Origin of the sequence: Methylobacter sp. BBA5.1, from assembly GCF_000746145.1 — a bacterium.
GTDB lineage: Bacteria > Pseudomonadota > Gammaproteobacteria > Methylococcales > Methylomonadaceae > Methylobacter > Methylobacter marinus.
In genome coordinates this window covers 98,625-112,239 of record NZ_JQKS01000015.1, presented here as the reverse complement: position 1 = coordinate 112,239, position 13,615 = coordinate 98,625, and the positions used below count along the sequence as shown (strand labels likewise).

Genomic DNA, 13,615 nt, shown 5'->3' with positions numbered 1-13,615 from the left:
AGGAAACATGCCGGCTTTACATAAAATCTGCACACTCGCCGATCTTGAACCTGGCTTATGCCGGCAATTTAATTATACCGACGCCTCGGGCACCCTGATTGAAGCGCTGCTGGTAAAAACGGCCGGCACGGTCAGGGCCTATCAAAACGCCTGTCCGCATTGGGAGGTGGAGTTGAACTGGCAGCCGCATGAATTTCTGAATCCGGAGCGGACGCATATCAGCTGCGCCATCCATGGCGCCTTGTTCAGACTCGAGGACGGCTTGTGTGTTTTCGGGCCTTGCGTCAGACAGCGATTAAAACCGGTTCCGGTTCGGGTGGTGGACGGGGCGATTTACTTGTCGATATCTTAGGCGGCCGCCCCGCGGCCTTTACTCTTTCACCATCTCGAGCTCTTTCGGGCGAACCAGTTTGCGTATATCGTCAACCACCAGATACAAGGACGGAATCAGGATCAGCGTGATCAACGTGGCGAACAGGATGCCGAAGCCCATGGAAATGGCCATCGGGATCAGCATGCGTGCCTGTCTCGAGGTTTCAAATATCATTGGCATGATGCCGCAAAAAGTGGTCAGCGTGGTCAGGATAATGGCCCGGAACCGTTGAATGGCCGCCGCCTTGATGATTTCGGCCGCTGTTTTGCTGCTGCCTTTTTGCAGGTAAATAGCATGGTCGATCAAGACCAGCGAATCGTTGACGACGACGCCCGACAGGGCCACGATGCCCAATACACTGATAATGCTCAAGTCATAATCCATCAACAAGTGGCCGAAAATGGCGCCGATAACGCCGAAAGGTATGCTGACGATGACGATAAGCGGCAGGACATAGCTTTGCAGCGGTATCGCCAGCAAGGCATAGATGGCCAGTATCGCGAAGACGAAACTTAACTTCAGGCTGCCCATGCTTTCGGCCATATCCGCCTGCTGTCCTTCAAAGCTGTATTGCAAACCCGGATATTGTTCCAGAAGCCGGGGGAGTTCGGTTGCTTTCAGATCGTTTAAAATCTCGCCGGCCTTGCTTCTGGGGGTGACATTGGCTTTGACCTGCACATTCCGGCGGCCATGGTGCCGGTTAATCTCCATATAGGCATGGCCTCTCTCGATATGCACGACTTCGCGCAGGGGAATTTCCTTGCCCGTGCTGGTCCAGATCAGCAGGTTCTCGATATTCCGCTCGGAAATGCGTTCTTCCTTGGGCGGCCTGACCATGACCTTGAGTTCATTACGCCCGCGTTGCTGGCGCAGCACTTCGGCGCCATAGAAGGCGTTGCGCACCTGCCTTGCCACGCTTTGGGCGGTCAGACCCAGACTTTTGCCTTCCGGCAAAATGGTGAAATCCAGCTGCTGCTTGCCCGGACTGAAGCCATTATCGACATCTTTCACGATCGGGTAGGCGCGTAGCGCATCGGCTAACTGGTTGCTGGCTTTCTGGAGCAGTGTGATGTCCTGATGATTCAATTCTATGGTCAGGCTGGAGCCGGAACCGGGCCCGCCGGCATCCGATTCGAACAATAACGAGTCGACCCCGACGATGTCGCCGACCCGCTCGCGCCATTGCAGGTTGAACTGCTCGGTACTGATTATCTTTTCCCGTATTTCCGGCGCGGCCAGATAGGCTCTGATGAGGGCCTTGTGGCTTTCGCCGTCCTTGCCCACTTCTTTAAAAATACCGCGTATCAGTTTATCGCCGTCTTTGATATCAGCAGTCGTCGCGCGTGCGGCGTCGACGATTTTTTGCGCCACCGCCTGGGTTTTTTCAATCGGCGTGCCATACGGCATCATGACCGTGACCCGGGCGAAATCCGCCTCGGTTTTGGGAAACATGGACATGCCCATGCGGCCGCTGAGGGCATAAGACAGTGTCGCGACCAATAATGAAAACGCGGCAATCAGGGTTAAATAACGGTGCCTCAGCAGCAAATCCAGAAACGGTCCGTAGCTTTCCTGCACCCAGTGCTTGAAGGCGCGGCTGAATCGCTGCTGCTGACAGTGAATCCAATACATCACGCCTGATTTTTCGACATCCTTTAAATGGCCGACGTGATTGGGCAGCACAAACAGGCATTCAAACAGCGACAGCAGAAAAACGACGATCACGACCATCGGAATCATGAAAAATATCTTGCCCATCATGCCAGGGATAAAAAACAACGGCATAAAAGTGGCGATATTGGTCAGAATGCTGAACGTGACCGGCGCGGCCAGATCGCGCGCGCCCTGTATGGCAGCCAACAAGGGCGGCATGCCTTGCTGGCGGTAGTGATAGATATTTTCACCGATCACGATGGCATCGTCGACGACAATACCCAAGGCGATGATAAAGGCGAACAGCGAGATCATGTTCAGCGACACGCCCAGCGCCGGCAAGATCAGAAACGAACCGAGAAACGCGGTAGGGATGCCCATCATGACCCAGAACGCCAGGCGCAGCTCCAGGAACAGGGCCAGGACGATAAAGACCAATGCCAGGCCCATGGCGCTGTTGCGCATCAACAGGTCGACCCGTTGGGCGTATTGCTCGGAGGCATCGTAACGGATGTCGGCACTCAGGCCGTCCGGCAGCTGCACATTGGCCCAGTCAATATGGCGCTTGACGGCTTCCGAGACCTGGATCGGAGTTTGCTCGCCGACACTGTAAACCTGCACCATGACCGCCGGTTCGTCATTATAATCGGCGGTGTAATCGGTATCCTCATAGCCGTCGGTGATGGTGGCGATATCGCCGAGCAGCACCTGGCTGCCGTTGGCGGCTGTAATGATGGGGATGTGTGCAAACTGCTGTCCGTAATCCTTGCGCTCTTTCATGCGGATCAGGATCTCCCCGGTGCTGGTCTTGACGCTGCCGCCCGGCAACTCAACGCTGGCGTTCTGGATGCGCTGGGCGATCTCGGCTAAAGACAGACCGTAACGGCGCCGGTTTTCCTGAGGCACATCGATACTGATTTCCAGCGGCCTGACGCCTTCCAGTTCCACCTGGGTAATGCCGGGATCCTGCAGCAATCGGTCGCGGAATTGTTCGGCGACTTCATGCAGGACACGCTCCTGGGCATGGCCATGAATGACCAGCGTCAAAACCTGGCGCTTGCGTGTCATCACGGTGATCTTGGGCTCTTCGGCATCGACCGGAAAGGTGGTGATGCGTTCGACTTCTTTTTGAATTTCCTGGGTCAGGCGTTGCAAATCGGCATCCGCCATGGCCTCGACCGTGACGGTGCCATTGCCTTCGCTGGCGACGGACCGGACCTCATCGATGCCGTCCAGGCCGCTGACGGCGTCTTCGATGGCGAGCAGCATGCCTTTTTCAACTTCTTCAGGGCTGGCGCCCGGGTAGGCGATGCTGATGCTGACGGCATCGATTTCAAATTCGGGATAGACCTCCTGCTTGATTTTGGTTAAGAACATCAGGCCGCCCAGGATAAATGCCAGCATGAGCAGATTGGCCGCTACCGGGTGGCCGGCCATCCAGCTGATCGATCCGGTGTATTCGATTTTTTTTGATTGCATAAGGATTATTGCCTGTCTGAACTGTCCGGTTCTTCGGCGCGGATACGCATGCCCTGTACCGGAGTGGCCAAATCGCTGGTGATGATGCGGGCATTGTCCGGAAGTTGCGCTTTATCGAGATAAATATAGCCTTGCTCGATCCAGACCGGATTGACCATGCGTATGTCCAGGGTCTGCTGATCGGTCATCAACCAAATTTGTCGGCCGTCATGCAAGACGGTTTCGGGCAGGCGGATGACATCGTGCAGCGTTTTGCCCTCGATCTCGACGCGCGCATAAGTGCCCAGCATTAATGGCGGCGCCAGTTTATTGGCGGGCTTCTGGCTCAGCGGGTCATCGACTTCGATGATCACCTTTGCCATGCGCCCCTCCTGCTCGATTTCAGCCTGCAGGCGCTTGACGACGCCAGTCCGGTAAACGTCTTTGCCCCAGCCTTTTTCATACGATACCTTGACCGGTGAGCCTTGCTCGCTATTGATGCCCGGAATTTGAATCCAGCCCAGCTTATCGACCGGTATCGAGGCGTTGATCCAGAAGGTATCCGTACCAACCAGTTTCGCCAGCGGCGTACCGGTTGAAAAAGCCGACATCCAGGCGCCTACGTTGGCGTTGCGGGTGGTGATGATGGCATTGAACGGCGCGACGGGACGCGTGCGTTCCAGATCCAGGTGCGCCTGTTTTAACGCCGCTTCGGCTGCGGCCAGCTTGGCTTTGGCGGCATTCAGATGCGGCTTGCGCAATACCAGTTCCTGCTCCTGGGGCGCCAGTTCGCCGCCCAGCAGCTGGAATTCGCGTTTGGAAATGGCCTGCTGTCCCAGTTCCATTTTCAGATCGAATTGCGCCTTGGCCAGCTCGCTCTCCCGTTGTTTGATGGCCAGCCGGTAATCGGTCGGATCCAGCTCGACCAGCTCCTCGCCTTCCTTGAGCATGCCGCCTTCAATAAAATGGGGGCTGACCCTGATTACCATGCCGCTGATTCTTGGCGTCAAATTGACGCTTTGCGAAGGGATGACATTGCCCATTGCATAGACGGCAGTTTGATGATCGATAACCGTTCCCTGCATGATCTCGACCAGTGGCGTAACCGGTTGAGGCGGTATGCGGCTGGCACGGGCCTGATGGGTCAGCCAGTAAAAAGACAAGCCGCCGGCCACCGCCATAATCAGCAGTGCGGGCAGTAGTTTTATCAGATGTTTATTCATGCTGCTTATTATCCTTGTAGTCATCGGCTTTTGCCATGGTATCGCCGATAGGAAAGCCGCCGGCCAGTGCCCGGTAAAGGCTGATGCGAAAATCGATCAGCTGCTGCTGCGCGCTCAAGCGGCTGCGTTCCAGGCCTTGCTGGCTCAGCAGGGCCGATAATACGCGCAGGAAATCCATGGCGCCGTAACTGTAACGTAAACGGATTTGTTCGGTGGCCTTGCGTGAGAGCTCGACCTGATTGTCAAGACGTTCGATCAGCCGGTGTTGCTGCTGTTCCTGAATAAGCGCATCCTCCACTTCCTGAACCGACTGGAGCAGGGCGGTTGCGTAATCATCCAGGGCTTCGGCCGAGACGGCCCGGTTACGTTCAACTTCGGCGATACGGCGTCCGCCGTCGATTAACGGCATGACCAGATTGCCGGCGATGGTCGCCATCCAGTTGTTAAACAGCGATTGCAGGTCCGGCGCGGAGGTGTTCACGCTCGCGGACAGGCTGAGTTTGGGGAAACGGTCGGCAATGGCCGAGGCAATGCGTTGGTCGGCCGCTTGCACGAGGAAATAGGCCCGGCGTACATCCGGCCGCCGCTGCATCAACGCGGCGCTTAAGCCGGTGTCGGGGATAGGCGGCAGCGCGGGAAAACTGTCCTGGGGAGGAATCTCGACCGTGCCGGGCGCTTTACCGATCAGTACCGCCAGGGCATTTTCCAGGACCTTGATGTTGGCGACGACGGTATGTCTGTCGCCGATCACGGATTCCAGCAGCTGGTTTTGCTGGAAGACATCGGCGGCTGTCGCCTGGCCGCTGCGAAACCGCGTGATGACGAGATCGGCATTGTCGCGGTTGATTTGTATTTGGCGCTCCAGCAGTCGGAGTTGATTGCGCTGTTCGATCAGGCGGTACCAGGTGCTGGCAATTTCGGCGGTCAGCGAAATCGCGATGCTGTCTACATCTTCCCGGGCGGCGTTGGCATCGAGCTCCGCGGCATGAATATTGGCGCGGATGCGGCCCCACAGATCCAGTTCATAGCTGGCCGCCAGGCCGAAGAGATAGTTATTGGTGGACAGGCGTGAATTAGACCTTTCCGAGGCGCTGAATTCGCCGTTTAGCTGCGGAATGAGTTCCGCGCCGTTTATTTTTGCGATCGCTCTGAACTGTTCAAGGCGGTTGAAGACGGCCGACAGCGTGAAGTTTTCGCTCAGCGCCTGATCGATGAGCCGGTTCAGGGCGGCATCATTAAAAGCCAGCCACCACTTTTCGGGCAAGGGCGTTTGTCCGCTGGCTGAAAACGTGTCCGGCAGACTGACCGGCGCAGGCACGTCTTTGACTGCGACAGAGCAGGAAAGGGTTGTCATGACCAACAAGGATGCCAGCAGTCTTGCAGGGCTGACGGAAGCGGCCGGTTTTCGTCCGCCTGGCATTTTTTCTTTTTGGATGGAGTGTTTTATCATTGATTAAGGTTTGTGCTTGTCAAACGCGGCCTTGTTGTTTTGGGCTCCGACTATAGCGGTAAATAGCTCAAACAATATGCAGCAATTGTGCAAACAATAAGGAAGTTTTAAACGCCGGTTCTTGCAGGCCGGTGATAACGGCAGTCATGCCTGTGGCCTGCGCTTGTTGGCGTCGCGAAGAGCGGCAATGCCTGCCAGCGAAAAACGCACGACATGGTCGGCAAATGCGTCTGCATCTTTCAAATCCATGACATAGCGGCGGTTTTCCTCGTTGAACCTGATATGCTTGACCGTTAACAGATGAAAGCATTGCCCGACGATACTGGCATGGCAAAACTGGATCTGTCTGGCGGTCGCATCAGACCCTAATAATTCACCAATCAGCTCATTTAACGCCTGGCGTTCCGGATTGATTTCCTGAGCCATGATTTGCTGCAGCAGGCTGGTCTGTTGCGCCATTTCCCTGTGCACGATGGCAAAAAAATGCGAATCGGGATCGGCGATGCGCGCGATCAATGATTTGATGCGGCCGGCCAGGCGGACCTCAGCCGGCGTGTCGGCAGCGAGGCCGTCGTCGGACGGATGGGCTTTCAGGTCCTCCTGAAAGGCATGGCGCCAGGCTTCAAGATAGAGGTTTTCCTTGTCGTGGAAGTGATAATTGACCGAAGCGATATTGGTTTGGGCCTGCTCGCATATTTCCGCAATCGTGGCGTCCTGATAACCTTTCTCGGCAAAGATGCGGCTGGCCGCGACCAGCAGGCGCTGGCGCGTTTTTAACGGCTGTTTTACAGGATCGGGCATGAGAGAAAAGATAGATTTCTAATAACGATTTCAAATGGTCGTTTGAAATATACATGAAACCGGCGTTAAGTAAAAATTTAATGCTGAATATAAGTCACTGATGTTACGCAGACAATTGATTCAGGCGCCGGCAGGGGCGGATTCGGTTAAAAATAACCTCCGCCATTCCCTCAGGTTAACACTGTCCCCGTGGGAGCGATGCCCACATCGCGACTTGCCGGGCGGTATTGAATCGCGATGCGGGCAACGCTCCCATCACGGCTGTCTCATTTATAGGACTTACGCAGTTTGCCTGTTCATCCGCCGAAACAAGCGGGTTTAAAACCTGTGGGGGCGACTTCAGTCGCCTTTTATCTGAATGGGCGACTGAAGTCGCCCCCACAGGCTTGCGTAAGTCCTGATTTAAAACCAAGCCATTCTTCAATACCGGATCCTGAACGGGCGGCTTTGGCAACCCGGCGGCCAGAGCGAACAACACATCATGTTTGATGCAGCGGATGACATAACCTTCAGTCTGTGCGTAACATCAGTAAGTCATTAAAATTCAGCTAGGCTTATAGAGGTGAAGCCGGAGAGAATGGTTTAAGCGGGCAGTCGGGGAAAGCGCTTGCCGCAAGCGGAGCGACAAGGGTAAACAGCCTGCCGTTCCGCAACACCGGTTATTAATCGTGCCATATGCAGTATAATTCGCCGGACTTTTATGGATGGGCTTCCGCTGTTGAATTTCGTCACGCAACATGCTGCCGGAACCGGTTTTTATCATTATTGTTTTTTGATCAATTGAATTTATGTGTATCGATGGATTTGTTCTCGTTAAAGAGAGACTGGATGAAAGAGACTTTTTGAAAAGAAACGGGTTTCGCTGCTGTATGGATTCGACCACGTATCGGGGCAACTGATGGATGTCGCTTCCCTGATCGGCTTTCTGCTCGGCGTGGGCATTATCGTTGCCGCCATATCCACCAGCAGCGATATCATGTTATTTGTCGATCTGCCGTCTATACTGATTGTGATCGGCGGAACCTTTGGCACCTCATTGATGCGGATTCCCATTACGGATTTTTTTCGCTCGTTTCATGTGGTGGCGAAAGCTTTCTTTAATAAAAAAGAAAACCCTCTGGATTTAATTGAAGATGCGGTGCGCCTTTCCAATATAGCAAGAAAAAACGGCTTGCTGGCGTTGGAAGATGAAGAGATTTCCAATGCTTTTTTGAAAAAGGGGATCAATTTATGTGTCGACGGCCACGATCCTGTTTTCGTCAGGAAGATGCTCGCTCAGGAAATCAATCAAATGATTGCCCGCAATGAAGTCGGCCAATACATGTGGAAAGGGGTTGCCGATCTGGCGCCGGCCATGGGCATGATCGGTACCTTGATCGGTTTGGTGCAGATGTTGGCCAATATGTCCGATCCGTCCAGCATCGGGCCCGCCATGGCGGTGGCGCTGTTAACGACGCTGTACGGCGCCATGATCGCCAACTGTTTCGCATTGCCTATCGTCGATAAACTGTCGACCGTGCTGTTATATGAAAGAACCAACATGGAGCTGATTCTTGAAACCATTAACAGCATCCAGGAAGGCATGAATCCAAAAATACTGGAAGCGTTATTGATGTCGTATATTTCCGATAAAGACCGCAAAAAGGACGGAGAGTAATGCAACATGGCTGATCAACGTCGTTCCAAGTGTCGGCCTGGCGCACCGGCCTGGTTGGCGACATTTGCCGATCTTTGCACGTTGCTGCTGTGCTTTTTTGTATTGCTGCTTTCATCGGCTACCCAGGATATCAGGAAATTCAAGCAGATAGCCGGTTCCATGAAAAGCGCGTTTGGCGTGCAGAACGAAGTCTTCCAGACCGATACGCCTATGGGCACCAGCGTTATTGAGCAGAACTTTTCGCCGTCACTGGCGGACCCCGCCATGCTGGACGAAGCCAGACAGGCAATGCCCGAGCAAACGCTAACCCGGGATACTGATATTGAAGCGCTTAAAAAACAGGTTATGGCAGCCAAGCTGGCTGAAATTGAAGATGAAGCGGAAAGAATCAGGGAACTGTTGAAAGAGGAGATTCGCCAAGGTCTGGTATCGGTAGAAGCCAACGGCTTAAAAATCGTCATGCGGATTCAGGAAAAGGGCTCGTTTCCCTCCGGCAGCGCCGAGCTTCAGGGCGGATTTGCCGCCGTCATGGATAAAATCACCGCCGCCGCCGCGAAAGCAAACGGCCTGGTACAGATTTCCGGGCATACCGATGATGTGCCGATTACCAACAGCAGCTACCGCTCCAATTGGGAATTGGCGTCATCGCGCGCGGTGACGGTAGCGCTGCACATGCTCCATAACAACGGTATCGACAAAGAGCGTGTGGTTGTACAAGGTTATGCGGATACTCAACCGTTGGTGCCCAATACATCCGAAGAAAACCGGGCCAGAAACAGACGCGTGGAAGTTGTCATCGTTGAGACGGACCCCACTTTGGACTTGGAACGAAAAAAGCTGGCTGGCGCCGATTCGTTAGTCGACACGGACAAAATAAATTAAAGGCTATCAAGGTAGGGGACATGACGGGTTCTAAAGAGAAACGGCGATTTTTTCGCATTGATGATGAAGTTGATCTGTTCTACAGGAAAATCGATCAACACGAGGCGGCGGGAGCGGGGCCGGCCGAAAATAATGTCTTGACGCATTACTCGCTGTCCGCTGCCCTGGAAATGCTGTCGCAGGAATCGACCGTGCTTTTGCGCCGGCTGGAAAAGAGCCAGCCTGACGTCGTCAATTATTTGAAATTGATCGATCGTAAAATTGGCCTGCTGGCGCAGGCCATCATCACGCAGGATAGCGCCTTTAGAGAAAAAAACGCGCGTAACGTAAACCTCAGCGCGGCCGGCCTGGCTTTTGAAAGTGAAGAAGCGCTTAAGCCCGGTGAGTTTCTGGAAATCAAAATGTGGCTGGTCTCCTGCATGGCCATGATCGTGACCTACGGCAAGGTGATTTACTGCAATGAACAGCCTGCCGCTGACGGCCGGTATCCCTATAGAATCGGCGTTGATTATATCGGCATGGAAGAGCAGGACCGAGAATTGTTGATCAAGCATGTGGTCAAAAGGCAATTGCAGCAGATCCGTGATAAAAAAGAAGCGGGTCATCAGTCATGACAAAGAGGTATCGAACATTTTGGCTTTTAACATAAATCAACGGTCGTTCGGGGGCTAGCGACGTGGTCATTTCCGAAACACAAAAAAAGCTCCTGGCTATTTTGGCAGACGGCCAATTTCATTCCGGAACCGAACTGGCCGACACCATGCGGCTCAGCCGGGCAGCGATATGGAAGCAATTGAACCATCTGGCCGAACTGGGCCTGCAACACTCAGCGGTCCGGGGCAGGGGCTATCGGCTGGATAAACCGCTTGAGCTGCTGGCTCATGCCGAAATCGAGGCAGTCCTGAGCGAGCGGGTCCGCGCCTTGATCTCATCGCTCGAGATCCATGACCGGATCCATTCCACGAACAGTTATCTGGTGGAACGCGCCCGGCAAGACGCGCGCTCGGGCGCGGTTTGCTTCGCGGAACATCAGAGCGCGGGCAAGGGCAGGCGCGGGCGGCAGTGGGTGTCGCCCTACGGCAGCAATATTTACCTGTCGATCCTGTGGCGCTTTCAGCAGGGGCCGGCCGCTATCTCCGGCTTGAGCCTGGCTATCGGCGTCGCGGTCATGCGGGCTTTAAAACAGCATGATGTCGAGGATATCGGTCTGAAATGGCCTAATGACATCTACAGCCAGGGTAAAAAACTGGGCGGCATTCTGGTTGAGGTTTCAGGCGAAACCGATGGCCCGTGTTCGGCGGTGATCGGCCTGGGGCTGAATTTGTTCTTGCCGGAAGCCGAAACAGAAAATATTGATCAGGCATGGACCGATCTGAGCAAGGTGACCGGCCGCCACCGGTTATCCAGGAACAGGCTGGCCGGTTTGCTGCTGGAGCATCTGTTGCCGGTTATCGCGGATTTCGAAGGCGTCGGCATTCAAGCCTACGTCGATGAGTGGCGCGCTTATGACAGCCTGAAAGGCAAAGCGGCGACACTGTTTATCGGCACGCAGCCATTCGACGGTATTGTTGAAGGCATCAACGATGACGGCACGCTGTTGATCAAGCGGTCTGACGGCAGCCTTCAGACGTTCGCTTCCGGGGAAGTCAGTTTTAGCGGTTCGTCGTAATGAATTTATTGATCGATATAGGCAATACCCGGCTGAAGTGGGGCACGGCCGAAGACCAGCGGCTCATTGCCGGACAGCCGCTCGTTCACGATCAGGTGACGCAGCATGCGCTGGTCGAGCTCTGGCAGCATCTTGTTCCGCCGCGACATATCGCCGTCGCCTGTGTCAGTGCCGGGCATCTGTTCGAGCAGGTCCGGTCGGCGGCGCTTGAACTTTGGCCGGGCGTGGACGTCCGGTCCGTCAAATCCCAGGCGCAGGCATTCGGCGTGCGGAATGCCTATGCACAACCGGAGAAGCTCGGTGTTGACCGCTGGTTATCGCTGGTGGCGGCCCGGCACGATTATACGGGGCCTGCCTGCGTGATCGATTGCGGCACGGCAATAACCGTGGATGTGCTCGATGCCAGCGGCAGACATCAGGGCGGCCTGATCAGCCCCGGATTGCTGCTGATGAAAAAATCGCTCTCCCAGGGCACCGAACAACTTCAATTCAGTGAAGCTAACCATGCATTCGGATTGGCAACAGGGACCGAAGCCGCAATCCATAGCGGCACGTTGTCGGCCGCGGTCGGATTGATAGAGCATGTGGTGGCCGGGTTGCCGGAAAATGCTCGAGTGATTTTGACGGGCGGCGATGCCGAACTCATCGCCGAACAGCTTGTTTTCAAGCCCATCATCGATACCGATATCGTGTTGCGTGGGCTGTCCATCGTTTTGAAGGGTAGTGTGTGAAGATTTTTTTGTTTTTAGTGGCGTTGGCCAATGTCGGCCTGTTCATGTGGGAATACAAACAAGGCGCTTTCGCCTCGGCGATTGTCAGCGCCGAGCAGCAAATTTCACCGGATCAGGAACGGATTCTATTGGTCAGCGAGCTGAAAGAGCCGCCTCGGCCCCAGGCAGCCAAACCAAAACCGGAGCCTGCGGCGGCGGTGGCGCCGACGATAACCGCCGAGGCCGAGCCCGTATTGCCTGAAGGTTTGGAGCAGCATGACGATCGGTTGCCGGCGGCGGAGCCTGATTCGCCCGCCACGGAAAAGCCGCGGATCGAGCCGACCCCGTTGGCTGACATTGGCCCCGCGCTTCCGGCCGGGCAGAACAAAACGGAACCAGCCGCCAATGCCCCTGCTCCGCTTGGAAAGGTGACTGCAAGCCAGCCCGCGCCTGAAGCTAAACCCGCTCAGTTAACGATTGCGGCGGCCGAGAAACTCCGGAACAGCGACAAGGCAATAGAGCCGATGAGTTGTTATGAAGTCGGTCCTTTCGTCAATGGTAATGCCTATCAGCTTTGGAAAAACGAGCTAAACGTGGCCAGGGAGGCGATTGAACCGTTAACCCGGGATGGCGAGGTGATCAATGATTACCTGGTTTATTACCCGGCGCCGGAAACCATGCAGGAGGCTGAGGCCAACGTGAAAATGCTCAGGGAAAAAGGTGTCCAGGATCTCTGGCTGTTTCGCAAGGGTGATGACAAGGGGCTGATTTCGTTAGGCATATTCAAAAATGAAAGCCGGGCCTCGATACTCAGGAGCCAGTTGCTTGCCAAGGGCATTCAGGTCGAAGTCAGGCCCCGATACATCACTAAGCCTCGGAAATATGCCCGGATTAAAGGCAACGGCAAGGTGTTGGAGCGCTTGAATGTCATGCGGCAAACTTACCCGGCCATTGCCGTCAGGCAAATGGAGCAATGCGAATGATCAGGTGTGTAGAGGTAATAAAGTTTGAATACTAAGTAATGAGCATGGAATAAATCAGAAAATTGTAGGTGCGAATTCATTCGCACTGCGCGGATACCCTCTAGGGCACAAGTACCCATAGGGCATAAATAAATCCGCGCTTACACCGGAAAATCCTCCGACTCCTTGAGGAAGTTATTTTATACCCATTCCTAAGCTGTTTTCAGATTGCTCAGGAAACTCGGCTGTATAAAACATGGGGCCAGAGAAATCTAAAGCTTTTGTGCTACTCATTGTGGATTTTGATGAAACCCACCACTGATTCCGGTCGAAAACCAATCAGGTTTCCCGATTTGAAAACAGCCATCAATTCCGATACGAATCCGGTCAGATATTGAACCGCCCGAGTTTGACCAATCAGAGGCATTAGACACCAATAAAAACCCCAAGAACTGCCAACAGTAGAAGTACCCAACTACCGACTTGTTGATACTTGAGCAGAACGGTAACAAATTCGGAAGAGACAAATGTATTTGGTGTGAGTAGCGCATTGAAATGGCTATACCTGTTTTGCGCAACGAGCGCAGCGATTGCCATAGCAGCGCCACTCCACAATAAACTCATCTTCAGAGCGTACACTTCTAGCTTGAAGGTACATATGAATACCAGTAGAAGTGAAGAGATGGCGATATGCAAGAAAAAAACGGTTTGCCAAAGTGCACTTTTTACCTTCGGCTCGTATTTGCTCATACCGTTTCCTTCTAGGCCCAACGCTTC

General features: G+C 54.3%; 12 protein-coding genes. 7 read left to right on the top strand and 5 right to left on the bottom strand.

Features of this window, described 5'->3' with window-relative positions:
- Positions 1–7: 7 nt before the first annotated feature.
- Entirely contained in the window at positions 8–352 is a 345-nt protein-coding gene (locus EK22_RS10625; RefSeq protein WP_036250762.1) for a Rieske (2Fe-2S) protein, read from the top strand.
- Positions 353–370: 18 nt separating this feature from the next.
- Here the strand turns inward: EK22_RS10625 and EK22_RS10620 are convergent, their stop codons facing one another.
- The 4 genes from EK22_RS10620 to EK22_RS10605 all read right to left on the bottom strand — a co-directional run bounded on the left by EK22_RS10620 (position 371) and on the right by EK22_RS10605 (position 6,958).
- Positions 371–3,505, bottom strand: coding sequence for an efflux RND transporter permease subunit (locus tag EK22_RS10620; protein ID WP_036250759.1), 3,135 nt, complete (start codon positions 3,503–3,505; stop codon positions 371–373).
- A gap of 5 nt (positions 3,506–3,510) precedes the next feature.
- Positions 3,511–4,707: an efflux RND transporter periplasmic adaptor subunit gene (locus EK22_RS10615; protein WP_036250757.1), complete on the bottom strand. Its 1,197-nt coding sequence runs from the start codon at positions 4,705–4,707 to the stop codon at positions 3,511–3,513.
- Complete coding sequence (locus EK22_RS10610; RefSeq protein WP_036250849.1) at positions 4,700–6,061, bottom strand: efflux transporter outer membrane subunit; 1,362 nt, start codon at positions 6,059–6,061, stop codon at positions 4,700–4,702. The genes EK22_RS10615 and EK22_RS10610 overlap by 8 nt, the downstream gene beginning before the upstream one ends.
- Before the next feature lie 240 nt (positions 6,062–6,301).
- Complete coding sequence (locus tag EK22_RS10605) at positions 6,302–6,958, bottom strand: CerR family C-terminal domain-containing protein (RefSeq protein ID WP_036250755.1); 657 nt, start codon at positions 6,956–6,958, stop codon at positions 6,302–6,304.
- Between the two features lie 898 nt (positions 6,959–7,856).
- Between EK22_RS10605 and EK22_RS10600 the strand changes: the two genes are divergently transcribed.
- From EK22_RS10600 to EK22_RS23165, 6 genes are all read left to right on the top strand, one after another.
- Positions 7,857–8,615, top strand: a complete 759-nt coding sequence (locus EK22_RS10600; RefSeq protein ID WP_036250753.1) for a MotA/TolQ/ExbB proton channel family protein — start codon at positions 7,857–7,859, stop codon at positions 8,613–8,615.
- A 6-nt stretch (positions 8,616–8,621) separates the two neighbouring features.
- Positions 8,622–9,497 (top strand): MotB family protein, encoded by an 876-nt coding sequence (locus EK22_RS10595; RefSeq protein ID WP_051114381.1) that lies wholly within the window; start codon positions 8,622–8,624, stop codon positions 9,495–9,497.
- Positions 9,498–9,517: 20 nt separating this feature from the next.
- Positions 9,518–10,111 (top strand): PilZ domain-containing protein, encoded by a 594-nt coding sequence (locus EK22_RS10590; RefSeq protein ID WP_020161547.1) that lies wholly within the window; start codon positions 9,518–9,520, stop codon positions 10,109–10,111.
- Positions 10,112–10,173: 62 nt separating this feature from the next.
- Positions 10,174–11,166 (top strand): bifunctional biotin--[acetyl-CoA-carboxylase] ligase/biotin operon repressor BirA, encoded by a 993-nt coding sequence (gene birA / locus EK22_RS10585; RefSeq protein WP_036250751.1) that lies wholly within the window; start codon positions 10,174–10,176, stop codon positions 11,164–11,166.
- A complete protein-coding gene (locus EK22_RS10580) occupies positions 11,166–11,897 on the top strand; it encodes a type III pantothenate kinase (protein WP_036250749.1) in 732 nt (243 codons plus the stop codon). Before birA ends, EK22_RS10580 begins: the two co-directional genes overlap by 1 nt.
- Positions 11,894–12,859, top strand: coding sequence for a hypothetical protein (locus tag EK22_RS23165; protein WP_051961851.1), 966 nt, complete (start codon positions 11,894–11,896; stop codon positions 12,857–12,859). The genes EK22_RS10580 and EK22_RS23165 overlap by 4 nt, the downstream gene beginning before the upstream one ends.
- A 405-nt stretch (positions 12,860–13,264) precedes the next feature.
- Here EK22_RS23165 and EK22_RS10570 read toward each other — a convergent pair whose 3' ends face one another.
- Positions 13,265–13,588, bottom strand: coding sequence for a hypothetical protein (locus tag EK22_RS10570; protein WP_036250746.1), 324 nt, complete (start codon positions 13,586–13,588; stop codon positions 13,265–13,267).
- Between the last annotated feature and the right edge of the window lie 27 nt (positions 13,589–13,615).

Excerpts from the sequence above, each read along its gene's own strand:
- EK22_RS10610 (WP_036250849.1), bottom strand. The coding sequence starts at position 6,061 with ATGACAACCCTTTCCTGCTCTGTCGCAGTCAAAGACGTGCCTGCGCCG.
- EK22_RS10570 (WP_036250746.1), bottom strand. The coding sequence starts at position 13,588 with ATGAGCAAATACGAGCCGAAGGTAAAAAGTGCACTTTGGCAAACCGTT.
- EK22_RS10580 (WP_036250749.1), top strand. The coding sequence starts at position 11,166 with ATGAATTTATTGATCGATATAGGCAATACCCGGCTGAAGTGGGGCACG.
- EK22_RS10625 (WP_036250762.1), top strand. The coding sequence starts at position 8 with ATGCCGGCTTTACATAAAATCTGCACACTCGCCGATCTTGAACCTGGC.
- EK22_RS10590 (WP_020161547.1), top strand. The coding sequence starts at position 9,518 with ATGACGGGTTCTAAAGAGAAACGGCGATTTTTTCGCATTGATGATGAA.
- EK22_RS10615 (WP_036250757.1), bottom strand. The coding sequence starts at position 4,707 with ATGAATAAACATCTGATAAAACTACTGCCCGCACTGCTGATTATGGCG.
- EK22_RS10620 (WP_036250759.1), bottom strand. The coding sequence starts at position 3,505 with ATGCAATCAAAAAAAATCGAATACACCGGATCGATCAGCTGGATGGCC.
- EK22_RS10600 (WP_036250753.1), top strand. The coding sequence starts at position 7,857 with ATGGATGTCGCTTCCCTGATCGGCTTTCTGCTCGGCGTGGGCATTATC.
- EK22_RS10605 (WP_036250755.1), bottom strand. The coding sequence starts at position 6,958 with ATGCCCGATCCTGTAAAACAGCCGTTAAAAACGCGCCAGCGCCTGCTG.
- EK22_RS10595 (WP_051114381.1), top strand. The coding sequence starts at position 8,622 with ATGGCTGATCAACGTCGTTCCAAGTGTCGGCCTGGCGCACCGGCCTGG.